The 22,446-nt window shown below is 65.7% G+C and carries 25 protein-coding genes, 1 tRNA gene and 1 riboswitch; of the genes, 18 read left to right on the top strand and 8 right to left on the bottom strand.

Annotation, left to right across the window (positions count from 1 at the left end; all coding sequences use genetic code 11):
- Positions 1-27 precede the first annotated feature (27 nt).
- The 4 genes from J7359_RS05580 to J7359_RS05565 all read left to right on the top strand — a co-directional run bounded on the left by J7359_RS05580 (position 28) and on the right by J7359_RS05565 (position 5,383).
- Positions 28-1,326, top strand: coding sequence for an ABC transporter permease (locus J7359_RS05580; RefSeq protein WP_209055549.1), 1,299 nt, complete (start codon positions 28-30; stop codon positions 1,324-1,326).
- A gap of 6 nt (positions 1,327-1,332) precedes the next feature.
- A complete protein-coding gene (locus tag J7359_RS05575; protein ID WP_209055548.1) occupies positions 1,333-2,286 on the top strand; it encodes an ABC transporter permease in 954 nt (317 codons plus the stop codon).
- Between the two features lie 86 nt (positions 2,287-2,372).
- Positions 2,373-3,854: a phospholipase D-like domain-containing protein gene (locus J7359_RS05570; protein WP_209055547.1), complete on the top strand. Its 1,482-nt coding sequence runs from the start codon at positions 2,373-2,375 to the stop codon at positions 3,852-3,854.
- A 107-nt stretch (positions 3,855-3,961) separates the two neighbouring features.
- Positions 3,962-5,383 (top strand): alkaline phosphatase D family protein, encoded by a 1,422-nt coding sequence (locus tag J7359_RS05565; RefSeq protein ID WP_209055546.1) that lies wholly within the window; start codon positions 3,962-3,964, stop codon positions 5,381-5,383.
- Positions 5,384-5,466: 83 nt separating this feature from the next.
- On the opposite strand, the gene J7359_RS05560 is transcribed toward J7359_RS05565, so the two are convergent.
- The 8 genes from J7359_RS05560 to J7359_RS05525 all read right to left on the bottom strand — a co-directional run bounded on the left by J7359_RS05560 (position 5,467) and on the right by J7359_RS05525 (position 11,115).
- Complete coding sequence (locus tag J7359_RS05560; protein WP_209055545.1) at positions 5,467-6,423, bottom strand: HesA/MoeB/ThiF family protein; 957 nt, start codon at positions 6,421-6,423, stop codon at positions 5,467-5,469.
- A complete protein-coding gene (locus J7359_RS05555; RefSeq protein ID WP_209055544.1) occupies positions 6,420-7,016 on the bottom strand; it encodes a thiamine phosphate synthase in 597 nt (198 codons plus the stop codon). The genes J7359_RS05560 and J7359_RS05555 overlap by 4 nt, the downstream gene beginning before the upstream one ends.
- Complete coding sequence (locus tag J7359_RS05550; RefSeq protein ID WP_209055543.1) at positions 7,013-7,783, bottom strand: thiazole synthase; 771 nt, start codon at positions 7,781-7,783, stop codon at positions 7,013-7,015. The genes J7359_RS05555 and J7359_RS05550 overlap by 4 nt, the downstream gene beginning before the upstream one ends.
- A gap of 1 nt (position 7,784) precedes the next feature.
- The gene (gene thiS, locus J7359_RS05545; protein ID WP_209055542.1) at positions 7,785-7,982 is read right to left on the bottom strand and encodes a sulfur carrier protein ThiS; all 198 of its coding nucleotides are present in this window, start codon (positions 7,980-7,982) and stop codon (positions 7,785-7,787) included.
- Positions 7,951-8,943, bottom strand: a complete 993-nt coding sequence (gene thiO, locus J7359_RS05540; protein WP_209055541.1) for a glycine oxidase ThiO — start codon at positions 8,941-8,943, stop codon at positions 7,951-7,953. The genes thiS and thiO overlap by 32 nt, the downstream gene beginning before the upstream one ends.
- Positions 8,940-9,743 carry a bifunctional hydroxymethylpyrimidine kinase/phosphomethylpyrimidine kinase gene (gene thiD, locus J7359_RS05535; RefSeq protein WP_209055540.1) on the bottom strand — a complete coding sequence of 268 codons (804 nt, stop codon included), beginning with the start codon at positions 9,741-9,743 and terminating at the stop codon, positions 8,940-8,942. Before thiD ends, thiO begins: the two co-directional genes overlap by 4 nt.
- Before the next feature lie 47 nt (positions 9,744-9,790).
- A riboswitch (TPP riboswitch) is annotated at positions 9,791-9,895 on the bottom strand.
- A gap of 33 nt (positions 9,896-9,928) precedes the next feature.
- Complete coding sequence (locus J7359_RS05530; RefSeq protein WP_209055539.1) at positions 9,929-10,498, bottom strand: TIGR02281 family clan AA aspartic protease; 570 nt, start codon at positions 10,496-10,498, stop codon at positions 9,929-9,931.
- On the bottom strand, positions 10,498-11,115 hold the full coding sequence (locus J7359_RS05525) for a MarC family protein (protein WP_209055652.1): 618 nt from the start codon (positions 11,113-11,115) through the stop codon (positions 10,498-10,500). Before J7359_RS05525 ends, J7359_RS05530 begins: the two co-directional genes overlap by 1 nt.
- A gap of 157 nt (positions 11,116-11,272) precedes the next feature.
- Here J7359_RS05525 and J7359_RS05520 point away from each other — a divergent pair, with 157 nt between their 5' ends.
- From J7359_RS05520 to J7359_RS05455, 14 genes are all read left to right on the top strand, one after another.
- Positions 11,273-11,512: a twin-arginine translocase TatA/TatE family subunit gene (locus J7359_RS05520; protein ID WP_209055538.1), complete on the top strand. Its 240-nt coding sequence runs from the start codon at positions 11,273-11,275 to the stop codon at positions 11,510-11,512.
- A 22-nt stretch (positions 11,513-11,534) separates the two neighbouring features.
- Positions 11,535-12,050, top strand: a complete 516-nt coding sequence (tatB, locus tag J7359_RS05515) for a Sec-independent protein translocase protein TatB (RefSeq protein WP_209055537.1) — start codon at positions 11,535-11,537, stop codon at positions 12,048-12,050.
- 1 nt (position 12,051) lies between these two features.
- On the top strand, positions 12,052-12,939 hold the full coding sequence (tatC, locus tag J7359_RS05510; protein WP_209055536.1) for a twin-arginine translocase subunit TatC: 888 nt from the start codon (positions 12,052-12,054) through the stop codon (positions 12,937-12,939).
- On the top strand, positions 12,936-13,793 hold the full coding sequence (locus J7359_RS05505) for an ATP-binding protein (RefSeq protein ID WP_209055535.1): 858 nt from the start codon (positions 12,936-12,938) through the stop codon (positions 13,791-13,793). The genes tatC and J7359_RS05505 overlap by 4 nt, the downstream gene beginning before the upstream one ends.
- A 163-nt stretch (positions 13,794-13,956) precedes the next feature.
- On the top strand, positions 13,957-15,231 hold the full coding sequence (locus J7359_RS05500) for a helix-turn-helix transcriptional regulator (protein ID WP_209055534.1): 1,275 nt from the start codon (positions 13,957-13,959) through the stop codon (positions 15,229-15,231).
- 102 nt (positions 15,232-15,333) lie between these two features.
- Positions 15,334-15,693, top strand: coding sequence for a response regulator (locus J7359_RS05495; protein ID WP_209055533.1), 360 nt, complete (start codon positions 15,334-15,336; stop codon positions 15,691-15,693).
- Between the two features lie 31 nt (positions 15,694-15,724).
- Positions 15,725-16,048, top strand: a complete 324-nt coding sequence (locus J7359_RS05490) for a hypothetical protein (protein WP_209055532.1) — start codon at positions 15,725-15,727, stop codon at positions 16,046-16,048.
- Complete coding sequence (locus tag J7359_RS05485) at positions 16,038-18,710, top strand: ATP-binding protein (RefSeq protein WP_209055531.1); 2,673 nt, start codon at positions 16,038-16,040, stop codon at positions 18,708-18,710. The genes J7359_RS05490 and J7359_RS05485 overlap by 11 nt, the downstream gene beginning before the upstream one ends.
- Before the next feature lie 60 nt (positions 18,711-18,770).
- On the top strand, positions 18,771-19,973 hold the full coding sequence (locus J7359_RS05480; RefSeq protein WP_209055530.1) for a FliM/FliN family flagellar motor C-terminal domain-containing protein: 1,203 nt from the start codon (positions 18,771-18,773) through the stop codon (positions 19,971-19,973).
- A gap of 88 nt (positions 19,974-20,061) precedes the next feature.
- Positions 20,062-20,280 carry a translation initiation factor IF-1 gene (infA, locus tag J7359_RS05475; RefSeq protein WP_010397442.1) on the top strand — a complete coding sequence of 73 codons (219 nt, stop codon included), beginning with the start codon at positions 20,062-20,064 and terminating at the stop codon, positions 20,278-20,280.
- Positions 20,281-20,338: 58 nt separating this feature from the next.
- Positions 20,339-20,908, top strand: coding sequence for a nucleoside triphosphate pyrophosphatase (locus J7359_RS05470; protein WP_348524336.1), 570 nt, complete (start codon positions 20,339-20,341; stop codon positions 20,906-20,908).
- Positions 20,909-20,910: 2 nt separating this feature from the next.
- Complete coding sequence (locus tag J7359_RS05465; protein WP_209055528.1) at positions 20,911-21,963, top strand: ribonuclease E/G; 1,053 nt, start codon at positions 20,911-20,913, stop codon at positions 21,961-21,963.
- Positions 21,960-22,127: a DNA gyrase inhibitor YacG gene (yacG, locus tag J7359_RS05460; RefSeq protein ID WP_209055527.1), complete on the top strand. Its 168-nt coding sequence runs from the start codon at positions 21,960-21,962 to the stop codon at positions 22,125-22,127. The genes J7359_RS05465 and yacG overlap by 4 nt, the downstream gene beginning before the upstream one ends.
- An 85-nt stretch (positions 22,128-22,212) precedes the next feature.
- Positions 22,213-22,288 (top strand) — tRNA-Phe (locus J7359_RS05455).
- The last annotated feature ends 158 nt before the right edge of the window (positions 22,289-22,446 follow it).

Here is a 22,446-nt window from a genome sequence, read left to right as displayed (position 1 = left end):
GGCGGCGACCTAACTGCCGGGGACATCATGGCGAACGCTCTTGATCCACATGCCGCCATCGTGACCACCGCCTCGGGCGAGACGGATGGCACGCTGACCACCGCCGACGGCAAGCCGCTGTCGCGCGCCCTTGCGCGCAGCCAGCGCAGGGCCAAACGCCGTGCCTTTCTTCTTGTATTGCCGCTTCTGGCCTTCATCCTGATCACCTTCGTGGTGCCGATCGGGCAGATGCTGCAGCGGTCGTTCTACAATGACGGTTTCTCGGCCAACATGCCGCAGATCTCGCAATGGTTCGCCGAAAACCCGCGCGGCACCGATCCGGACGAGGCCGCATGGACCGCGCTTGCCAACGATCTGCAGGTATCTGCCGAGGCGCGCACGATCGGCGTCGTCGGCACCAGGATCAACTATGACGTGCCCGGCACAAGGTCGCTGTTCACCTCGACCGGCCGCAAGGTCCGGCGCGGGATCGAGCCGCCCTATGAACAGGCGCTGCTTGAGATGGACGAGGACTGGGGCAGTTCCACCCTGTGGGCCGCGATGCGCGACGCATCGACCCCCTATACCGGCAATTTCTACCTTGCCTCGGTGGACCGGACCCGTGCCGATGACGGCAGCATCCAGCAGGTCGAGGAACGTCAGCGCGTCTATGTGATGCTGTTTATGCGCACCTTCTGGCTGTCGCTGCTGATCACCGGACTGACATTCGTGCTGGGCTTTCCGGTCGCGCATCTTCTGGCGACGCTGCCGATGCGCAAATCGAACCTTCTGATGATCCTGGTGCTGCTGCCATTCTGGACCTCTCTTCTGGTTCGGACGACATCCTGGATGGTGCTGCTGCAGCAGCAGGGCGTGATCAACGACATCCTTGTCTGGCTGGGCGTCATCGGCGGCAGCGGGCGGTTGCAGATGATCTACAACCAGACCGGCACGATCATCGCGATGACCCATATCCTGCTGCCGTTCATGATCCTGCCGCTGTATTCGGTGATGCGGACGATCAACCCATCCTATGTCCGCGCCGCGCGCAGCCTGGGCGCGACCAGCTGGACCGCGTTCCGCCGCATCTATTTCCCACAGACGCTGCCGGGGCTGGGGGCGGGGGCGCTGCTGGTGTTCATTCTGGCCGTTGGCTACTACATCACGCCCGCGCTGGTCGGCGGTTCCTCGGGTCAGCTGATCTCGAACATGATCGCCATGCACATGACCGACACGCTGAACTGGTCCATGGCGGCGGCGCTGGCGGCCTTGCTGCTGGCTTCGGTCCTGATCCTCTACTGGCTCTACGACCGCATGGTCGGCATCGACAATCTGAAGCTGGGGTAATCGCGAATGGCAGTCCCGACCTATGCAACCCCGCTGGAGCGCAGCTGGCACTATGCCTATCTGGTGATCTGCGGGTTGATCTTCTTCTTCCTGATCGCGCCGATCGTGGTCATCATCCCGCTGTCGTTCAACGCCGAACCCTATTTCACCTTTACCGACCGGATGCTGGAATTCGACCCGAAAGGGTATTCGATGCGCTGGTATGACAGCCTGCTGACATTCGGGATGCTCAGCCCCGACGCGCCGCGCGATGCATCGTGGTGGGCGGATGCCTGGGCAAACGCCAAATGGGTGAATGCCGCCAAGAACTCGATCATCATCGGGTTCTTCTCGACAGTGCTGGCTACCGTGCTGGGCACGCTTGCAGCGCTTGGCCTGTCACGCCCGGAAATGCCCTTCCGGCGGGCGATCATGGCGACGCTGATCTCGCCGATGATCGTGCCGCTGATCATCACGGCGACGGGCATGTTCTTCTTCTATTCGAATCCCTGCGAACTGCTGACCCTGTTCGGGCTGGATCCGCAATGCGGCCGACTTGCGGGGACCTATCTGGGCGTCATCCTGGCGCACGCCACGCTTGGCATTCCGTTCGTGATCATCACCGTCACAGCGACGCTGGTGGGCTTCGATCAGTCGCTGAACCGGGCTGCGGCCAGCCTTGGCGCCAATCCTCGCACGACCTTCTTCAGGATCACCATGCCGTTGATCCTGCCGGGCGTCATTTCAGGTGCGTTGTTCGCGTTCGTCACGTCGTTCGACGAGGTGGTGGCGGTGCTGTTCATCGCCGGTCCGGACCAGCAGACCATCCCACGGCAGATGTGGAACGGCATCCGTGAACAGATCAGTCCGGCGATCCTGGCCGTCGCGACGCTGCTGGTGATCTTTTCGATCGCGCTGCTGACCACCGTTGAACTGCTGCGCCGCCGGTCAGAGCGGATCCGTGGCATCACCCCGCACTGATGCTGCCCCGGCTGCGGTGCCGGGGCAGGGAACCTGTGGCCGCCTGAAGGGTTTGATCTGCGTGGGACAGCACAAGCAGGGACTTCATGGCTGCGGATAGCGGAAAACTTTTGCAGCCAGGCAGCAATTGCTGGCGAATCGAATCCTCGAACCGATTTACGTTCATCGTCGACGCCGACGATTATTTCGCGGCGGCGCGTCAGGCGATGCTGCAGGCCCGACACAGCATCCTGATGATCGGGTGGGATTTCGACCCCAGAATCGACATCGGCAAGGCCGATGAAGGGCCGGCGCGTCTGGGTGAATTCGTGACCTGGTTGGCCAACCGCACCCCGTCGCTGGAAATTCGTCTTCTGCGCTGGGATACGGGTGCGTTCAAGGCCATGTTGCGGGGCAATACCCTGCTGACGGTTCTGCGCTGGAAGGCACATCCGCGCATCACGCTCAGCCTTGATGCCCATCATCCGATTGCAAGCTCGCATCACCAGAAAATCGTCGTGATCGACGACAGCATCGCATTCTGCGGCGGCATCGACATGACCGAGGGGCGTTGGGACCGTCGCGCGCATCTGGACGACGACCCTCAGCGGCGCGGTCCAGACGGCGCACCGCATCCACCCTGGCACGATGCGACCAGCGCCTTTGACGGCGCGGCAGCACGGGCCATGGGCGATCTTGCGCGTCAGCGCTGGAAGATCGCGACCGGTCAGGAATTGCAGCCCGCGACCTGTCATGCCGGCTGTTGGCCCGAAGCGCTGACCCCGTCGTTCCGTGACGTGCGTCTTGCCATTGCCCGGACGCGTCCCGAAATGGACGACGTGAGCCCGATCCACGAGATCGAGACGATGTATCTGGATCTGATCGGTCGCGCCCGGCAGACGATCTATGCCGAAAGCCAGTATTTCGCCTCGCGTCGGGTGGCGCGCGCCATCGCACAGCGTCTGACCCAACCCGACTGCCCCGAGATCGTGATCGTCAATCCGGTCAGCGCAGAGGGCTGGCTGCGCAGCAAGGCGATGGATTCCGCGCGTGCACGGCTGATCGAGGCGCTGCGCCGTCTTGACCGTCACGGCCGGCTGCGTGTCCTGCATGCGCTGACCGATGGCGGGGCCGAGATCTATATTCATGCCAAGGTGATGATCGTCGATGATCACTGGTTGCGCGTCGGATCGTCGAACTTCAACAACCGGTCGATGCGGCTGGACACCGAATGCGATGTGGTGCTGGCGGCGGACGAGCCGGGAAACGAGGACGCGAAAGAACGGATCGCCGCGATTCGCAACGACCTGATCGCCGAACATCTGGGCGTCTCCGCCGATCAGGTTGCCGATATGCTGGACCAGACGGGATCGCTGATCCAGACAATCGACAGGCTGCGCGTGGACGAGGGGCAGGGGCGGACGCTGCGCGACTATCGTCTTCCCGATCTGAACGGGGCCGAGGAATGGCTGGCCGACAACGAGATCCTGGACCCCGAGGGCCCTGACATGATCTTCGAACAGGTCGAGAAGCGTGGCCTGTTCCGGGGCTGGGAACGCCTGCGCAACCGGTTTCGCCGGCACAGGTAACCGGCGGATTCCCGCAATCGGATCTGGGCTGCGATCCATGGCGGTGCAAATGCCGCACCCCGCACCTATCTGGACAGTTCTGGCAGGAAAAGGCGACCGGGGCGTATATGAAAAATGCTGAACAGCAGGCAGGCCCGATCCTGCATTTTCGCGGACAGGATGACGACGGAGTCCGGCTTGCGGCGATCAACATATGGCCTTCGCATGTGGGACCGCCGCCAACCGTGCGAACCGCGCAGGACGAAATCGCGCCCTGCCGCATTGCCACGGTTGGTGAGATGTCGGTCTGGCGCCACGACTTCCGCCTGGCGCGGGGCGAGGGCGGCTATGGGTTCGGCGCGAAATTTCATCCGGTCGTGACCGATCTGACGGACGACATGCGGATCGCCTTCGTGTCGTGCAATGGCGAAGAACACGGCGATCTGGATCGCGACGGCCCGGAACGCAACCTGATGTGGTCGCGGCTGGCGGATGAACATGCGCGGGCGCCCTTTGCGCTGCTGCTGCAGGGCGGTGATCAGATCTATGCCGATGAGGCCACACAGGGGCACCCTCTCAGCAACGAGTGGCCGGATCGGGTCGTCGCCGATCCCGATGCGGCGGCCCTGGCGGGTCTTGAGGATCACCTGCGCGCAGGTTTCCTGGAAAGATACCTGTCGGTCCTTGCCGCGCCGGACTGCGCCGGGCTGTTTGCCTCGGTCCCCGCGCTGTCGATCTGGGACGACCATGATATCTGCGATGGCTGGGGGTCGTTGCCCGAGGCCGCGACGGATTCGCGCGTCGGACGGGTGCTGTTTCGGGTCGCGCGGCAGATGTATCTGCTGTTTCAGCATGGCGCGACCGAGGCGGATATTCCTGATCTGTTTTTCGATCCTTCGGGCCAGAACCTCGGGTGGCGGCGCGACCTGCCGGGGCTGACGATCTTCGCGCCGGATCTGCGATCCGAGCGGCGCCGCAGGCGTGTGATGGGCGAGCCGGGCTGGCAGGGTGTCGAAAGCATCCGCCCCGAGGCAGGGGGGCACACACTGATGGTGTCCAGCGTGCCGCTGTTGGGGCCGCGCCTGTCGCTGCTGGAAAGCGTGATGGGGCTGATCCCCCGGATGCAGCACTATGAAGACGATCTGCGTGACCAGTGGCAAAGCCACGCGCATCGCGAGGAATGGCGGCGGATGCTGCGCCAGGTGCTGCGGATGCGTGAGGCCGGGCCGGTCACGGTGCTGTCGGGCGAAATCCATCTGGCAACCCGGGCCGAGATGGGGTCGCAAGACAGCCTGATCCATCAGCTTGTGGCGTCTGGCATTTCGCATCGCGCCCCGCCGTCGCTGTACGCGCGCGCGCTGGGATGGCTGGCCGGGTTGGCCGAGGCGCCGCTGGCAGGGCACCCGATCACGGTCCGCCCGCTTCCCGGCCACAGGCAGCGATATATCGCGGAACGAAATTTCCTGACGCTGGATCGTCATGGCAGACGTTGGCAGGCGGTCTGGCATCTGGAACATTCCGGTCAGACACAGCCCTTGCCGCTGGACTGATCGCCGCGCGTCAGCGCGGCCTGCGGCCTAGCGGCAGCGACCGGGCAGGGCTTTGCCCGGCCCGCGCCCTTCCACGGGATCGGTCATCCGGTGGCCAGCAAGACAAGCGTTCCGGCGCGGGTGTCCGCCAGTTTCTCTGCCGCGCGCCATGCGCGGAGGCCCGATTTGCAGCACAACACGGTGCGGCCTCCCGGCCCGGGCTGCGGCAGATCAGGACCGATCCTGTCCGGGCCGCAGCGCAGCGTCGCCTCGCGGACCGGGGGGCCTTCCTCGGGCGCGCGCAGGTCGATCAGCAGGTCGGCTGGCCGCAGATCCATCGGCGCGATGAAGCGCAGCCGATCCATCGGTTCTGGTGCATCGGCAAAGCCGAAGCCGCCGAATTGCTGGCGCGCGGCATCGAAACTGACGATCCGGCCAAGGGGCGATGGCGCCAGCCCCGCCAGCCAGTTCAGCGCCATGTCTGCCTGAAGGCTGCCGATCACGCCCACGACCGATCCGATGACGCCCTCGGTCGCGCAGCTTCCGGCGCGGTCCGGCAGATCCGGAAACACCGCACGCAAGGACGGCGCACCACCGCAGAAACCGCCGGCATAACCTTGCCGCCCGATCACCGACCCCGAGATCAGCGGAACCCCGGACTGAAACGCATGATCCGACAGCACATAACTTGCGGCAAAACTGTCCGCGCAATCCAGGATCAGGTCACACCCCTCAGCAAGTGCCGCGACATTCGCCGGATCCAGTCGCTCCTTGATCGGCTCGACCGTGCAATCCGGGTTCAGCCCGTCCAGGCAGGCAGCCGCCGCCACAACCTTTGCCTGTCCGAGGTCGTCGATGCGAAACAGCGTCTGACGATGCAGGTTGGTGACCTCGACGATGTCGGGATCGACCAGTCGCAGTCGTCCCACCCCGGCACCTGCCAGATATTGCAGGACCGGCGCGGCCAGACCGCCCGCGCCGACGATCAGGACCCGCGCCTTGTCCAGCCGGTTCTGCGCGTCGGGGCCGATCACGGCCAGCTGTCTTGCATACCGTGTCATCTTGTCGCCCCGATCCATTCGCGGATGCGTTCCTCGGGGTCGCGGTTCAGCGTGATGTCGGTCACGGCTGACACGATGTCGGCCCCGGCTGCAAAGGCCGGCGCCGCGCGCGCGACAGACAAACCGCCGATGGCGACAAGCGGTACCCCGCCGACCAGATGTCGCCATTCGGCCAACCGCTCGAGTCCTTGTTCATGCCATTTCATCTTTTTCAGGATGGTCGGCCAGACGGGCCCCAGCGCCACATAGTCGGGTTCCAGGGCCAGTGCCCGGTCCAGTTCGGCGTGGTCATGCGTTGATATCCCCAGCCGCAGTCCTGACCGGCGAATCGCGGCAAGGTCGGCGCCCTCCAGATCTTCTTGTCCCAGATGCAGCCAGTCGCAGCCAAGTTCGATGGCTGCCTGCCAGTGATCGTTGACCACCATCACCGCGCCCGCCCGGCGACACAGATCGCGCCCCTCTTTCAGCAAGTCGCGGGTCTTGGCGGCAGGGCGGTCCTTGATGCGCAGTTGCACCAGCTTGACCCCCAGCGGCAGCGCGCGGCGCAGCCAGTCGGGATGATCGAAGATCGGATAGAAACGATCCAGCGTCATGCCAGCTCCGCCAGTCCGATCACCGGGGTCGAGGGCGAAGCCATGTCGCGCGGCTGCATCGGATCGGCCTCGAAGGCCAGACGCCCGGCCTCAAGGCCGCGGGCGAACCCTTCGGCCATCGCCGCCGGATCGCCCGCCTTGGCGACCGCCGTGTTCAGCAGCACGGCGTCAAACCCCATCTCCATGGCCGCTGCGGCGTGGCTGGGCAGGCCAAGACCAGCGTCGATCACCATCGGCACCTCGGGATGTTGTGCGCGCAGGGTGCGCAGGCCATATAGGTTGTTCAGGCCTAACCCTGTTCCGATCGGTGCGCCCCACGGCATCAGAACCTCGCATCCAGCCTGCAAAAGCCGGTCGGCGACGATGCCATCCTCGGTCGAGTAGGGGAAAACCCGGAACCCGTCCTGGGTCAGGATACGCGCGGCCTCGACCAGCCCGAACGGGTCGGGTTGCAGCGTGTCGGGATGGCCGATCACCTCCAGCTTGATCCAGTCGGTGTCGAAAACCTCGCGCGCCATGTGGGCTGTGGTGACCGCCTCGCGCACCGTGTGACAGCCCGCCGTGTTGGGCAGGACCGGCACGTTCAGGTCGCGGATCAGTTCCCGGAACGCGGCGCCGGCACCGCCTGCACCCTCGCGCCGCAGCGAAACCGTGGCGATGCCCGCGCCCGAGCGGCGAAACGCGCGGGCAAGAATCGCGGGCGAGGGGTAACCCGCGGTTCCCAGCATCAGCCGCGACGCGATTTCGGTACCATAGAAGACCGGCATCTCAGCCCCCCTGCATAGGTGCAAGAATTTCCAGCCGGTCGCCGGGCTGCAGCGCCTGCGCGCCGCGCCGGGCCGCTGGGACAAAGCTTTGATTCACCGCCGTCGCTACGCGCTGATCTCCATAGCCCAGTTCGGCCAACGCGGCCTCCAGCGTCGCGGCGGTCACCTCATGCGGCGTGCCATTTACCGTGATCTTCATCCATCACCTCCGGTTTTCTTCCATCTAGGACCAACCCGGCCACCATTCGTGCCAGCGCGGGGGCAAGCAGAAAGCCGTGTCGATACAGGCCGTTGACGAAAATGCGGTCGTCTTGCCGGCGGATGCGCGGCAGGTTGTCGGGAAAGGCCGGGCGGGCGTCCGCGCCGGTTTCCAGCAGCTCGGCCTCGGCGAAAGCCGGGTCCAGCGCGTATGCGGCGTTCAGCAGCTCGACCACGGATCGCAGCGTGGCCGGGCCGCGATGATCGGTCTCGATCTGCGTCGCACCCAGCATATATATGCCCTCGCCGCGCGGCACGATATACAGCGGATGACGCGGATGCAGCAGGCGGACGGGCCGGGTCAGGGTGACACCGGGCGCGCGCAGCACGGCCATTTCGCCGCGCACGCCACGAAGGTCCGGCAACCGGTCGCGCGCGGCCAGCCCCCGGCAGTCGATCACCGGGCCTTGCGGCAGGGCGTTTTCGATCGTGACGCCATGGTCAGCCAGCCCGGCGGCAAGGGTCGCCAGCGCCTGTCGCGGCGCGATATGGGCCTCGGTCGGGAAAAGCAAAGCGCGATCAAAGCGGTCAGCCAAGGCGGGCTCGGTCTCGCCAAGCGTGGCGCGATCCAGTGCGACGTGATTCGTGGTGCGTCGGGCGAACCGGTCCAGTTCGCCCCGGTCGCGTCCCAGCGCGACGACCAGCGATCCCTGGCGCGTGACCGGCACGCCGGCTGCCTGCCACCAATCGGCGGCCTCTTGCCCCAGCCGGGTGATGGGTTCTTCGGCGCTTTCGCCCTCGCAGAACGGGGCCAGCATGCCGCCCGCCCACCACGAACAGCCATGCGCGCCCGGCGCGCCGTGCGGATCTATCAGGCGCACCGGGGCCTTGCGCCGCGTCAGTTCGGTCGCGACCGCCAGACCGGTCACGCCCGCGCCCAGAACGGTGATCCGCTCCCTCATGCCCAGACCTCGTGGAAATGATGCACCGGCCCATGCCCGCCGCCGATATTCAGCCGGTCCGCCGCCAGGATTGCGCCGTGCAGCCAGTGATGCGCGCGCTGCGTCGCATCGGGCAGCGATGCGCCCCTGGCCAGTTCGACCGCGATGGCCGATGACAGGGAGCAGCCGGTGCCGTGGGTGTTCGCCGTGTGGACGCGCGGCGCGGTATAGGACCGGGATGATTGCCCGGTCACCAGCCAGTCGGTGCAGGTATCGCCGCGGGCGTGACCGCCCTTGACCAGCACCGCACCTGCACCTTGCGCGATCAGTGCGGCACCCTGCGCACGCATGTCGTCCTGATGCTTTGCGATGTCCCGGCCTGTCAGCCGCGCGGCCTCGGGCAGGTTGGGGGTCAGCAACGCCGCACGCGGCAGCAGATCATCACGCAGCGCCGCGATGGCGTCGTCGTCCAGCAGCGCGTCACCCGATTTCGCGATCATCACCGGATCCAGGACAACCGGGCCACGATAGTCGCGCAGCGCATTGGCCACCGCCCTCACGATGGCGACCGAACCCAGCATTCCGATCTTGACGGCATCGGCGCCGATATCGTCCAGCACCGCGCGGATCTGCAAGGCGACCAGTTCGGGCGGCAGCAGTTCCACCCCGTGCACGCCGCGGGTGTTCTGCGCCGTGACCGCCGTGATCGCGGTCGTGCCATAGGCGCCGCGCGCCGACGCGGTTTTCAGATCGGCCTGAATGCCGGCGCCGCCGCCGCTGTCCGAGCCCGCGATGATCAGCAGTGTGGGAACCCCTGCCATGTCGTTCCTCCGATGGGTTGCGACATGAAGGGGGGAGGGGGCGCGTCTGGCCCCGAAACTCCGTTCCCTACGCCGGCATTGCCCGGATCAGGTTCGATGGGTTGGCACGCGACCTCTCAGCCCCGGATCTCGGGGCACCCCAACGGAATGACGAAAGCCTAGACCCGGTGCGAGCGGGATTCAAGTCAGCGTTCGAGGATCAGAAGATCGTTTTCGAAACTGACGCGCGCGAAGGTGCGCAGATAGGACATGCCCAGAAGCGAGCCGTCCAGATCTCCGCCGATCACCCAGGCGCGCACATTGCGATCCACGATGTCGCCGATGGCGAATTCGTCGATCGTGACAGGCGCGGTCTGAACCTCGCCATTGGCGGTCATCGCCCGTCCGACATAGGCCAGATCGTCGGGTTCGATGCCGATGCGGCGCGCGTCCTCGGGGCCCAGGGCGATGGTCGAGGCGCCGGTATCCACGATGAACCGCACGTCGACGCCATTCAGTTCGGCGGTCAGATGAAAATGGCCACCGCGGCCGACCGGGATCTCGATCCGGCCGCCCTGCATGACCTGCTGCCGCGGGCCGCCGCCATCCAGCCATAGATCGGCGGCGAAGATCGCGCCGGCGAAGATGACAACCCACAGCACAAGCTGACGCAACGCCTGACCGCCACGGCCCGACAACTCGAACAGCATCGCACCGCCGATCACCACCAGCAGGACGATATAGTAGGCAAGCTGCATCCCGTCTTCACCGGCCATCACAGCAGCCCCGAGCCCTTCAGGCCGTCGATGACGAACTGCACCGAAAGCGCCGCAAGAAGCATGCCCAGAAGACGAGTGACGACCATCGTGCCGGTCCGGCCCAGGGCGCGGGCCAGCGGTGTCGCCAGGTGGAACAGGATCATCGCGATCGCCAGCACCGCCAGCATGACCAGATGCACCAGCACGATATGACCCCAGCCGGGCTGCTGCCCGGCCAGCAGGATCATCGTCGCCAGCGCGCCCGGCCCGGCAAGCAGTGGCATGGCCAGCGGAAAGACCGAGGGATCATGGTCGGACGGGTCGTCATGGCCCTGACCCTCGCGCCGCTCGGTCCGCCGCTCGAAAAGCATGTCCAGCGCGGTCAAGAACAGCAGCAGCCCGCCGGCGATTCGGAAGGCCGAGATCGAGATGCCGATCCCCGACAGGATCGCCTCGCCGGCAAGGCCGAACATGGTCAGAAGCACCGCCGCGATGACCAGGGCGCGGAAACCGATCCGGCGGCGCTGCGCACTGTCCATGCCGGGCGTCAGCGCAATGAAGATCGGCGCCAGGCCGACCGGGTCTATGACCACGAACAGCGTGACGAAAGCCGTGATATAGGGCGACATATCCATCCGCCCCTTATCGCCCGCCCCGCCCGCGGTGCCAAGCGGGACGACGGCGACCGGATCCAAACGCTTGCGTGATCCTGCATTCGGGCTTTGCAATCCGGGCGGCGAGGCCCTAAATCTGTCGCGCGGACGGTCGGCCCGTCCGGCAAGGGAGTTTCGCATGCTGAACAATATCGGCCTTCCCGGCCTTCTTCTGATCGCAGTCGTCGTGCTGGTCCTGTTCGGGCGCGGCAAGATCTCGTCCCTGATGGGCGAAGTCGGCAAGGGCATCACGGCCTTCAAGAGGGGCGTCAAGGACGGCTCGGAAGAGATCGAGAACGCCGCCACCGACGACGAGACACGTGATGTGCCCGGCGAAAAGGCGCGCGACGTGACGCCGCACACCACCGACCGCAGCTGATCGGGCAAGGGCGCGGCGCATCATGTTGGATATCGGTTGGACCGAACTGCTGCTGATCGGCGTCGTGGCGCTGATCGTCGTCGGTCCCAAGGATCTGCCGCACCTGTTTCACTCGCTGGGGCGGTTTACGGCGAAGGCGCGCAGCATGGCGCGCGAGTTCACCTCGGCGATGGAGGACGCGGCCAAGGGGTCGGGTCTGGACGAGGCATCGAACAGCATCCACGAGTTGAAGTCCCTGACCTCGAAAAAGTCGTTGGGGTTGGATGCGCTGGATCGTGCTGCCGATCGTTTCGAGAAATGGGATCCCAAGGTGCCGGATTCGCGCGGCAAGGCGCAACGCGACCCCGGCGCGGATCCTGGTGCGGCGTCGAAGCCGGCCGGCGACGGTGCGACCGCGGCAAGTGCGGCATCGGCGGCGACGTCAAAGACTGGGACCGCAACCGGCGAAACCGAAACCGACGGACAATCGGCGACCACCCCGGGCGCTGGGGCAAGGCGATTGCACGCAGTGCGTCGCAGCGACATGAAAGACGACTGAATTGGCCAGCAAGACCCTTCCGGACGACGAGCTTGACGACAGCTCGGCCCCGCTGATCGAACATCTGGCCGAGCTGCGCACCCGGATCATCTGGTCGCTGTTGGCGTTCATCGTGGCGATGGTGCTGTGCTATACGGTCTGGAACCCGATCTATAATTTCCTGACCAGGCCGATTTGCCACGCGCTGGAACTGCGCGGCCAGGAATGCGGCCTGATCCTGTTGAAACTGCAGGAAGGTTTCTTCGTCGCCATCCGCATCTCGTTGCTTGGCGGCTTTGCGCTGGCCTTTCCGATCATCGCCTATCAGATGTGGCGTTTCGTAGCGCCGGGCCTGTATCGCAACGAGAAAAGCGCGTTTCTGCCATTCCTGATCGCCTCGCCTGTGATGTTCTTCATGGGCGCGGCTTTCGCCTATTACATCATCCTGCCGATGGCCTATGATTTCTTCCTGGGCTTTCAGCAGGGGCCGCTTGCACTGCCCGATGACGGCTCGGGCGAGGCCGCGCAGGCCGCCGCCGACAATCCGATGGCGGCGATCGTCTTTCAGGGCTCGGTCGACGAATACCTGTCGCTGACGACCAAGTTCATCCTTTCCTTCGGGCTCAGTTTCCAGTTGCCCGTGCTTCTGACCCTGATGGGCAAGGCCGGGCTGGTCACCGCCGAGGGGCTTGGCTCGGTGCGCAAATACGCCGTGGTCGCGATCCTGATGCTGGCCGCCGTCGCCACGCCGCCTGACGTCGTCAGCCAGGTGGTGCTGTTCACGGTGGTTTACGGCCTCTACGAAATTTCGATCCAGCTGGTTCGCCGGATCCAGAAGCGGCGCGAGGCCGAACTGCGGGCACAGGGGCTGTGGGTCGATGACGACGAAGACGAAAAGGACGGCGCATGAGGGGAGAGGGCGACGATACCTGCGCGCTGACCCGGATCGCCGAGGCGCTTGAACGTCTGGCCCCCCCACCCGCGCCGGTGCCCAGCTTCACCGAAGCGACCGCCTATGTCTGGCATCCCGACCCCGATCGTCTGGAACCGGTCGAGATCGTCAATCGCGTCGATCTGGTGCAGTTGATCGGGATCGACCGGTCCAAGGACACACTGCTGGCCAACACGCTGCAATTCGCGCGCGGCTATGGCGCCAACAACGCGCTGCTATGGGGCGCGCGCGGAATGGGCAAGTCGTCCCTGGTCAAGGCCGTTCACGCCGAGGCGGTGGCACAGGGACTGCCGCTTGTGCTGGTCGAGATCGCAAGAGAGGATCTGGGCTCGGTCGGGCGTCTGCTGGCGATCCTTGGCCGTGCGCGCGACAGGCGCTTTCTGCTGTTCTCGGACGACCTGTCCTTCAGCCATGACGATACGCAGTACAAGTCACTCAAGGCGGTGCTGGATGGCGGCATCAACGGTCGGCCGGCGAATGTGATCCTGTATGCCACGTCGAACCGCCGGCACCTGATGCCCCGCGACATGATCGACAACGAACGTTCGACCGCGATCCATCCCGGAGAGGCGGTCGAGGAAAAGGTCTCGTTGTCGGACCGGTTCGGGTTGTGGCTGGGCTTTCATCCCTGTTCGCAGGATGAATATCTGGCGATGGTTCAGGGCTATTGCGACGCCTATGACCTGCCGATCGAGCCCGAGGTTCTGCGCGCCGAAGCCGTCGAATGGCAGGCGACTCGCGGCGGCCGGTCGGGCCGTGTCGCGTGGCAACTCTTCACGGATCTTGCGGGCAGGCACGGCATCCCGGTGTGATGCTGCCTTGCCGTGATGCCGTCCGCGCGCCGCGTCAGCGGCGCGCCCCCGGCCGGGGCGGCAGCACGCCGACCGCAAGGTCGGCACCCCCTCGCGGTTCGTTTCGATCCATGCCGCCCGAACCGGCTTGCGCTGATCTTCGCCGCGCGGTTTCATCGTTTCCATGACCCAGCGCGGCGCGCCCCATGTCCTGACCGGAACCCGCATTCGCGAACGACGCCTTGCGTTGTCGCGTCGGCAGGCCGATGTTGCCAGGGCGGCTGGAATTTCGCCCGCCTATCTGAACCTCATCGAACATAACCGCAGGCCCGTCGGAGCCGACCTGGTCCAGCGGCTGGCCGAGGTGCTTCAGGTGCCGTCCGAGGATCTTGCGGAAGGACGGGAAGAGGCCCGGATCGCGGCGCTGCGGGACGCGGCATCCCGCGCCCCCGAGATCGTGTCGGGGTCGCCGCCTGAACTTGATCAGGCGCCGGAATTCCTTGCCCGCTTTCCGGGTTGGGCCGAGGCGCTGATGGCGACCGCGCGCCGGTCCGAGGCGCTTGAGCGGCAACTGGTCAATCTTTCCGACCGGATGCGGCAGGATCCATATCTGCTGACCACGTTGCACGAAATCCTGTCGGCGGTGACGTCGGTCCGGTCGACCGCGTCGATCCTGGCCGATGAGGGCGAGATTCCTGACGACTGGCGCCACCGATTTCACGCAAATCTCGATCAGGACAGCCAGCGATTGTCCACTACGGCGCAGGCGTTGGTGGCGTATCTGGACAGTTTCGAGGCCGAGAGCCCGATCTTCACGCCGCAGGAAGAAGTCGAGGCGTGGATGGCCGCAGACACGCCGCCGGTGGACGAGGCAGGCGATCTGGCCTCGGACGCCGCGCGGCAACTGGCGCGGACGCATCTTGCACGACTCGAGGAAGAGCGTGAACGGCTGCCCGATGCCGACCTGTCCGCAGCCTCGGTGGATCAGGCCGATGCCGTTTCGATCGCGGCGCGTCTGGGTGCGCCGCTGGATCTGGTCATGCGCCGGCTTGCGGCATTGCGCCCGGAAGGCTTCGCCCGTGCCGGGCTGCTGGTGTGCGACGGCTCGGGGGCGTTGACGCTGCGCCGCCCGGCGCCGGGGTTTCCGTTGCCGCGTCCCGGCGATGCTTGCCCGCTTTGGCCGTTATATCAGGCGCTTGCAGCGCCCCAGACGGCGATGGCGCATCTGGTGGTGACCCCTGAAGGACGCAGATTCACGACGCTCAGCTATGCGACGCGCAGCCAGCCGTCCGGGATTGGCGGGCCGGTGCTGGGCCGTGCCCAGATGCTGATTCAACCCGCCCCGACACCCGCATCCGCGCCGGCGCTGCCGGAAATTCCCATCGGCCCATCATGCCGCATCTGCCCGCGCTCCGATTGCGCCGCGCGACGCGAGCCCTCGATCCTGCTCGCCAGATAGGACCTTTGTGCCGGTTCCGAAATGGAATGGGGCTTTGACAGGCGCGGCGCTTCCGGCCCATGATCCGCTGCATCTGCATGGGGGGGAGGCCGGGCAGAGCCGATGGTGCTGGATATCCTGATGATCGAGGATGAACCGAACATCGCCGAGGCGGTGCGTTTCATTCTGGACCGCGACGGCTGGCGGATGGCGCTGCATGCCGACGGGCTTGGCGGGATCGAGGCGATTCGCGACCGCAGGCCGCGGCTGCTGATCCTTGATCTGATGCTGCCGAACCGTTCGGGTACCGAGATACTGGCCGATCTGCGCGCGGAATCCGATCCGGTGCTGGCCGCGATGCCTGTGCTGATGCTGACCGCACGGGGCGATACGGCCAGTGCCGCCGCACAGGCGGATGCCGTGCTGCCCAAGCCTTTTGCCAACGATGAACTTCGCGCCATGGTGCGCCGGATGCTGGCATGACACCACACCGCCCCGCGAAAGTTGCGTGCTGATGCCGGACCGGCCGCTGTTTCTGGAGCGCGCCTCGTTCCGGCGTCGCCGTCTGGGCGACGCAGCGCGCGTGCTGCCCGTCATCGCGGTGCTGAGTGTCTTGGTGCCGGTCTGGTGGATGCCGCGCGAGGTCAGCTTTGCCTCGGGGGCTGTCTGGCTGTTCTGCTTGTGGGCGGCGATGATTCTTGCGGTCTGGCTGCTGCATCGCGCATTGCTGCGCGCAGAGGCAGCCACATTGCGTGCCGAGGCCGAGGTCGCCGATGCCGCAGGGGCGGCCAGGACCGCGCGGGAAGAGCAAGCCGAAAGGAACGGCGATGCCCTTTGAGACGCTGGTCGCCGGCTGTCTGGCCTATGTCGTCCTGATGTTCGGGGTCGCATTTGCCGCCGACCGCGCGGCCGCGCGCGGTCGGGTGCGGTGGCTGGATCATCCGCTGATCTATACGCTGTCGCTGTCGGTCTATTGCTCGGCCTGGACGTTTTATGGGGCGGTCGGCTATGCTAGCCGGTCGGGGTTGGAGTTCGCAACGATCTATCTGGGGCCGACGGTGGTCTTCGCGGGCGCATGGTGGGGACTGCGCCGCCTTGTCCGCGTTGCGCGGATGCACCATGTCACCTCGATCGCGGATCTGATTTCGGCCCGTTTCGGGAAATCTAACCCGCTGGCCGCACTGATCACGCTGATCGCGGTGATCGCGGCGACGCCCTATATCGCGTTGCAATTGCAATCCGTGCGTCTGTCCTTCGAGGTGTTCGCGACCGATGACGCCCCGGATGCGGCACTGAACGGCGTCGCCGGGGGAACCGGGCTGTGGGTTGCGGCCGGGCTGGCGCTGTTCACCATCCTGTTCGGCACCCGCAACCTGGCCGCGGACGAACGTCATCACGGCGTCGTGACGGCGATCGCGCTGGAGGCGCTGGTCAAGCTGCTGGCCTTTCTGGCGCTTGGGATCTTCGTCGTGTGGGGGCTTGCCGACGGTCCCGCCGACATGCTGGCGCGGATCGCGCGCGCGACCGACGATCCTGTGATTGCCGAGGGATGGTTGCTGAAGCCAGATCGCTGGACCGCGCTGATCCTGGTTGCGGCTGCGGCGGTCGTGACCTTGCCACGCATGTTTCAGGTGATGGTCGTCGAGGCCGCCGACGAAGACCGGCTGCATGTCGCAGGATGGGCGTTCCCGGCCTATCTGTTCGCGATGTCGCTGTTCGTGCTGCCGATCGCCGTGATGGGCCGCGAACTGCTTCCCGCCGATGCCAATCCCGACCTGTTTGTCCTGACGCTGCCCGCCGCGTCCGGGCAGAACCTTCTGGCCTTTCTGGTCTTCCTCGGCGGGTTCTCGGCCGCGACCTCGATGGTGGTGGTATGCGCCATCGCCCTTGCCACGATGATCTCGAACCATTGGATCGTGCCATTCTGGCTGGGGCTGCGCCGACGTCCGGCAGGCGAGGATACCGAGGATCTGCGCGGCTTCGTCCTGAACGCACGCCGGCTTGCGATCCTGGCCGTTGTCGGTGCCGGGTGGGTCTATCACGAAGCCTCGGGCGGGGCGGCGGCGCTGGCGGCGATGGGGCTGGTGGCCTTTACCGGCATGGCGCAGGTTCTGCCGGTGATGCTGGGTGGCTTGATGTGGCGAGGTGCCAACCGGCATGGCGCCTATGCGGGTTTCGGGATCGGCTTTGCGCTGTGGATGCTGCTGATCTTTCTGCCATCGGTCGGGATCGGCCATGTGCCGGAACTGCCGCAGGGGGTCGATCCGCTGGCCTTCAGCGTCTTTGTGTCGCTGACGCTTAACACGGTGGCCTTCATCGTGGTGTCGATCTTCGGACTGCCCGACCCGGTCGAGCGGTTGCAGGGCCTGTCCTTCGTCAGCGCGGTCGAGCCGATCCGGCACAGCCGGATGATGCGTGGCGACGACCGGGCCGAGCCGCTGCTGGCGATGACGCGCCGCGTCTGGGGCGCCGACGCGGCCCTGCGGTTCTTTCAGGCCGAGGCGGCGGCGCAGGGGAAATCTGGTTATCTGCCCGATCTGACACCCGATTTCCTGACCCGGCTGGAACGTCGGCTGGCCGGATCGATCGGCGCGGCGACCGCACACGCGATGATCGACCGCGTGGCAGGGGGTGTGGCGCTGACCGTGTCGGACCTGCTGGAGGTCGCCGACGAGGCGCAGCGGGCGAAGGAAGAGACCCAGCGCCTTGAAAACGCGACCAGCGAACTGGCGCGCACGGCCACCCAACTGCGAGAGGCGAATGACAAGCTGACGGCGCTTTCCGTGCAGAAGGATGCCTTCCTGGGTCAGATCAGCCACGAATTGCGGACGCCGATGACCTCGGTCCGGGCCTTCTCCGAGATCCTGATGACACCCGATCTGTCCGAGGAAGAGCGTGCGCGCTTTGCCGGGATCATCCATGCCGAGGCAGGACGCCTGACCCGGCTGCTTGACGATCTGCTGGATCTGTCGGTGCTGGAAAGCGGCGGCACGCAGTTGCAGCTGGGCGTCGCAAATCTTCACGATCTGATCGACCGGGCGCTGGACGCCGCCTCTGCGACCCGCCCCGAACGTGTCTTCACCATCGACCGTGACCTGCCGTCCGAGCATGTGGCGGTGATCACCGATGCCGACCGCCTGCTGCAGGTGTTGATCAATGTCGTGTCCAACGCCCGCAAATATTGCGATGCCGCGCGGCCGGTATTGGGGATCCGCGTGCTTCGCCTGTACCCCGGCGGCGCGCAGATCGACATCTACGACAACGGTGCGGGGATCGAGGCCGGACGTCAGGGGCTGATCTTCGAGAAATTCGCGCGTCTCAACGATCCGTCGCGCGCCGGGGGTGCCGGTCTGGGGCTTGCAATCTGTCGCGAGATCATGGCCGTTTTGGGTGGCGATATCGCCTATCTGCCGGGGCAGGGAGGTGCGGCGTTCCGGATCACTCTGCCCGCAAGACCACCAGGCGGCACCCTGCGGGGGACCTTGCCGGGGCAGGAATAAACGCTTTCTCAACCTGTCTTTGCCAGATTGCCCTAGGAATAACGGTGATTCGGACAGCACATGTCACATGATGACGATACAGCGATGGCTTCTGGAAACCGGCTGGCGCATGGCGCTGTCTTGCGCCGCTTGCTTCGCGCGCGTGAAACGGCCACGCCCGAGGCCGAGCGGCTGCCGCAACTGCCACGGTCAGCGCCGCCGACGCCGTCACGCTCGGCGGCGATCGCCGTCGGTCGGGCGGCGGACCGGCTGTATCGGCTCGGCGTGCAGCCGATCGCCGTGACGCCGGGCGCGCTGGCCTTGGCCGAACTGCCCGAGCTGTTGCCCGACCCGGCGCTGCTTGCGGTGCTGCAGGGGCCGGGTGACCTGATCGGGATGATGGCGCTGTGCCCGGAAACTGTCACGGCGCTGATCGAGGTTCAGACGTTGGGTCGCATTACGGCAAGGCCTGCCGAACGCCGTCGTCCGACCCGCAGCGATGCGATGATCTGCGCCGACTTCATCAACGCGCTGATGGCCGATCTGGCCTCCGAGATGGAAGGCGTTGACGGGTTCGCCGGGATCGCGGGATATCGCTATGCCAGCTATCTGGACGATCCCAGACCGTTGGCACTGATGCTGGAGGATCGGTCCTATCGCAGCCTGCGGTTCGAGCTGCGGTTGGGCGCGGCGGAAACGCGTGTGGGGAACATCTTTCTGGCGCTTCCCCTGGCCTCTGGCATCGACCAGAACCCGGGCGTTTCGAAGGCCTTGCCGCAACGGGTGACCGCTTCCGACGCCGCGGCGACCGAACGCAACGCCGCCGATACATGCGGCCCCGCATCTTTGTCGGAGGTGGTCAGGGGCGCCCCGATCGAATTGACGGGCGTGCTGTGCCGCCGCCGGATGAGGTTGGGCGAGTTGCGTGGCCTGTCCGCGGGGAAGCTGTTGTCCCTTCCACGGGTTAGCCTGTCCGAGGCGCGGATCGAGACGGCAAGGGGGCAACTGATCGCAATCGGCAAGTTCGGCGAGGCTGACGGCTGTCATGCGATCCGGCTGCGCGATCCCTTGCTGGCAGAAACCCGGTCCAAGGTTCGCGATGCTCCGGTACCGGATGCGGGGGCGGCGGATACCGCGACCGGGCGTCCCGGCTTTGCGGTCCCCGAGCCGCCGATCGACGATCTTCGGACGGATGACGAATTCCGGCTTGCTTCGACCTCGAAGACCTCTCAGGATGTCGTCAGAAGCGTCCAGACCATACCGAAACCGGCAAGTAACGGTTAGGCGACGCGCTTTCCCCTTGAATTCCGCGCCACTTGGTCGCATCTAACCTCCGTCCCGAATCCTGCGGGACGCCTATTACGGAGTGACCATGGCCAAGGAAGAAATGCTCGAATTCCCCGGCGTCGTGAAGGAACTCCTGCCGAATGCGACGTTCAGGGTCGAGCTGGAAAACGGCCATGAGATCATCGCGCATATGGCAGGCAAGATGCGCAAGAACCGCATCCGTGTTCTGGCCGGCGACAAGGTGCAGGTCGAGATGAACACCTACGACCTGACCAAGGGGCGTATCAACTATCGCTTCAAGTGATCCGACGCGACCCATATCCGATACCGACCTGATGCGTTGCCGCAACAAACCGTCGTTAGTGCTGGGATCCGCCAGCCCAAGGCGGCTGGAATTGCTTTACCAGATCGGGATCGTGCCCGACGCCTTGCGCGCAGCGGATATCGACGAAACTCCGATGCGCGGAGAGACGCCGCGCGATTATGTGCGGCGCATGGCGGTGGAAAAGGCCGAAGCGTTGCCCCCATCGCAGGATGAGGCCGTTCTGACCGCCGACACGACCGTCGCGGTGGGCGGCCGGATTCTGGGTAAGCCCGAGGATCGCAACGAAGCGGCCCGCTTTATGCGGCTGATGTCGGGGCGGCGCCATCAGGTGCTGACAGCCGTGGCACTTCGCCATGACGGCAGGATCCGACAGCGCCTGGTCCAGACGACCGTCCGCATGCGACCGCTGTCCGCCCGTGATCTTGAGCAATATCTTGAGATCGGCGACTGGCAGGGCAAGGCAGGCGGCTACGCGATCCAAGGCGCCGCGGCCGCATACATCCCCTGGATCCAGGGATCGTTTTCCGCGGTGGTCGGTCTGCCATTGTCCGAGACGGCCGCGATGCTTGCCGCGATAGGCATAACCGCACAGCAGCAGGTGAAATAGACATGAAGGGACGTCAGGTCGTTCTGGGATATCTGGCCGACGCGCGTGCGGCGGCACTGATGATTGATGGACAGCTTCAGGATCTGATCGCCGATTCGCGCGCGTTGGCGCCGCTGGCGCCGGGCGCGATCTGCCGGGGTGTCACCGAACGACTGATGAAGGGGCAGGGCGGCGTCTTCGTGCGTCTGCCCGAAGGGCAGCGTGGTTTCCTTCGCGACCGCTCTGGCCTTCGCGAAGGCCAGGCAATGCTGGTTCAGATCGCCGGTGTGGCGGAAGACGGCAAGGCTGTCCCATTGTCGCCGCGCCTTCTGTTCCGCGGGCGTCATGGGCTGGTTACGCCCGGTGCGCCGGGTGTGAACGTCTCGCGTCGGGTGCGGGACAGCGAAACGCGTGAGATGCTGGAGGCGACCGGCCTTGGCATCCTGGACGGGCGGTCCCACGGACTTATCATGCGCAGTGTCGCCGCGCAGGCCGACACCGCCGAGATCATCGGCGAACTGAAACCGCTGGTGGAATTGGCCGACCGGATCCTGTCGGAGACGGATGGACAGCCCGAGCTTTTGCTGGACGCGCCGGACCCCTGGGAACAGTCCTGGATGGACTGGGCGGACCCGGCGCCTGACGCTGTCGAAGACGGTCCCGACAGCTTTGATCGGCTTGGCGTGACCGATGCCGTCGATGCATTGCTGCGCGCCCGGATCGACCTGCCGGCCGGCGCCAGCGCGTTCATCGAGCCGACCCGCGCCCTGGTGGCCGTCGATGTGAATACAGGCAGCGACACGTCGCCCGCCGCTGCCCTCAAGGCCAATATCGCACTGGCACGCGACCTGCCGCGCCAGCTTCGTCTTCGTGGGCTGGGGGGGCAGGTGGTCGCCGATTTCGCGCCGATGCCCAAGCGCGACCGCGCCACGCTGGATCAGGTGCTGCGATCCGTATTCCGGGGAGAAGGCACCGAGACGACGTTAATCGGATGGACGGCGATGGGGCTTTATGAACTGAACCGCAAGCGTGATCGGGTTTCACTGTCGCGTCTGGCGGTGGGGGCGCGCGCATGATTGCCGTATGTCCGATCTGCGACAAGCCAAGTGTCCCATCCTACAGGCCCTTCTGTTCGAAGCGCTGTGCGGATGTCGACCTGGCGCGCTGGTTGCGCGGGGAATACCGGATCCCCGGCGAGCCTCTTGATGAGGTTCCCGGAGACGACGACGAGACGCAGTGAAGAAATCCGCTTTTTGGGACTGGACACCCCCTTCAAGCATCCGTAAAACCCGCGTCACGCCCGGCGACGGAACGTCGCGCAAGGCGCCCGGATAGCTCAGTTGGTAGAGCAGCGGATTGAAAATCCGCGTGTCGGTGGTTCGAATCCGCCTCCGGGCACCATTTTTCTCCAAGAAAAACAGGTGCTTGCTAGACGCTCCTTGCCAGGTGTCGGGAACCCGCATTGCTCGGGGACACTTTGGGGACACTGACCCCTTCCGCACCTGTCTTGGCCCCGGCTAGACCCGTCCTCCCTCCGGGTGACCCCTTGCCCGGATCAG

The sequence above is a fragment of the Paracoccus sp. R12_2 genome, assembly GCF_017744015.1.
Lineage (GTDB): Bacteria > Pseudomonadota > Alphaproteobacteria > Rhodobacterales > Rhodobacteraceae > Paracoccus.
The sequence above is the reverse complement of the archived record's forward strand: the minus strand, read 5'-3'. Positions and strand labels throughout refer to the sequence as shown.

Coding starts and splice junctions, on each gene's coding strand:
- J7359_RS05580 (WP_209055549.1), top strand. CDS start 28: ATGGCGAACGCTCTTGATCCACATGCCGCCATCGTGACCACCGCCTCG.
- J7359_RS05575 (WP_209055548.1), top strand. CDS start 1,333: ATGGCAGTCCCGACCTATGCAACCCCGCTGGAGCGCAGCTGGCACTAT.
- J7359_RS05570 (WP_209055547.1), top strand. CDS start 2,373: ATGGCTGCGGATAGCGGAAAACTTTTGCAGCCAGGCAGCAATTGCTGG.
- J7359_RS05565 (WP_209055546.1), top strand. CDS start 3,962: ATGAAAAATGCTGAACAGCAGGCAGGCCCGATCCTGCATTTTCGCGGA.
- J7359_RS05560 (WP_209055545.1), bottom strand. CDS start 6,423: ATGACACGGTATGCAAGACAGCTGGCCGTGATCGGCCCCGACGCGCAG.
- J7359_RS05555 (WP_209055544.1), bottom strand. CDS start 7,016: ATGACGCTGGATCGTTTCTATCCGATCTTCGATCATCCCGACTGGCTG.
- J7359_RS05550 (WP_209055543.1), bottom strand. CDS start 7,783: ATGCCGGTCTTCTATGGTACCGAAATCGCGTCGCGGCTGATGCTGGGA.
- thiS (WP_209055542.1), bottom strand. CDS start 7,982: ATGAAGATCACGGTAAATGGCACGCCGCATGAGGTGACCGCCGCGACG.
- thiO (WP_209055541.1), bottom strand. CDS start 8,943: ATGAGGGAGCGGATCACCGTTCTGGGCGCGGGCGTGACCGGTCTGGCG.
- thiD (WP_209055540.1), bottom strand. CDS start 9,743: ATGGCAGGGGTTCCCACACTGCTGATCATCGCGGGCTCGGACAGCGGC.
- J7359_RS05530 (WP_209055539.1), bottom strand. CDS start 10,498: ATGGCCGGTGAAGACGGGATGCAGCTTGCCTACTATATCGTCCTGCTG.
- J7359_RS05525 (WP_209055652.1), bottom strand. CDS start 11,115: ATGGATATGTCGCCCTATATCACGGCTTTCGTCACGCTGTTCGTGGTC.
- J7359_RS05520 (WP_209055538.1), top strand. CDS start 11,273: ATGCTGAACAATATCGGCCTTCCCGGCCTTCTTCTGATCGCAGTCGTC.
- tatB (WP_209055537.1), top strand. CDS start 11,535: ATGTTGGATATCGGTTGGACCGAACTGCTGCTGATCGGCGTCGTGGCG.
- J7359_RS05505 (WP_209055535.1), top strand. CDS start 12,936: ATGAGGGGAGAGGGCGACGATACCTGCGCGCTGACCCGGATCGCCGAG.
- J7359_RS05500 (WP_209055534.1), top strand. CDS start 13,957: ATGACCCAGCGCGGCGCGCCCCATGTCCTGACCGGAACCCGCATTCGC.
- J7359_RS05495 (WP_209055533.1), top strand. CDS start 15,334: ATGGTGCTGGATATCCTGATGATCGAGGATGAACCGAACATCGCCGAG.
- J7359_RS05490 (WP_209055532.1), top strand. CDS start 15,725: ATGCCGGACCGGCCGCTGTTTCTGGAGCGCGCCTCGTTCCGGCGTCGC.
- J7359_RS05485 (WP_209055531.1), top strand. CDS start 16,038: ATGCCCTTTGAGACGCTGGTCGCCGGCTGTCTGGCCTATGTCGTCCTG.
- J7359_RS05480 (WP_209055530.1), top strand. CDS start 18,771: ATGTCACATGATGACGATACAGCGATGGCTTCTGGAAACCGGCTGGCG.
- infA (WP_010397442.1), top strand. CDS start 20,062: ATGGCCAAGGAAGAAATGCTCGAATTCCCCGGCGTCGTGAAGGAACTC.
- J7359_RS05465 (WP_209055528.1), top strand. CDS start 20,911: ATGAAGGGACGTCAGGTCGTTCTGGGATATCTGGCCGACGCGCGTGCG.
- yacG (WP_209055527.1), top strand. CDS start 21,960: ATGATTGCCGTATGTCCGATCTGCGACAAGCCAAGTGTCCCATCCTAC.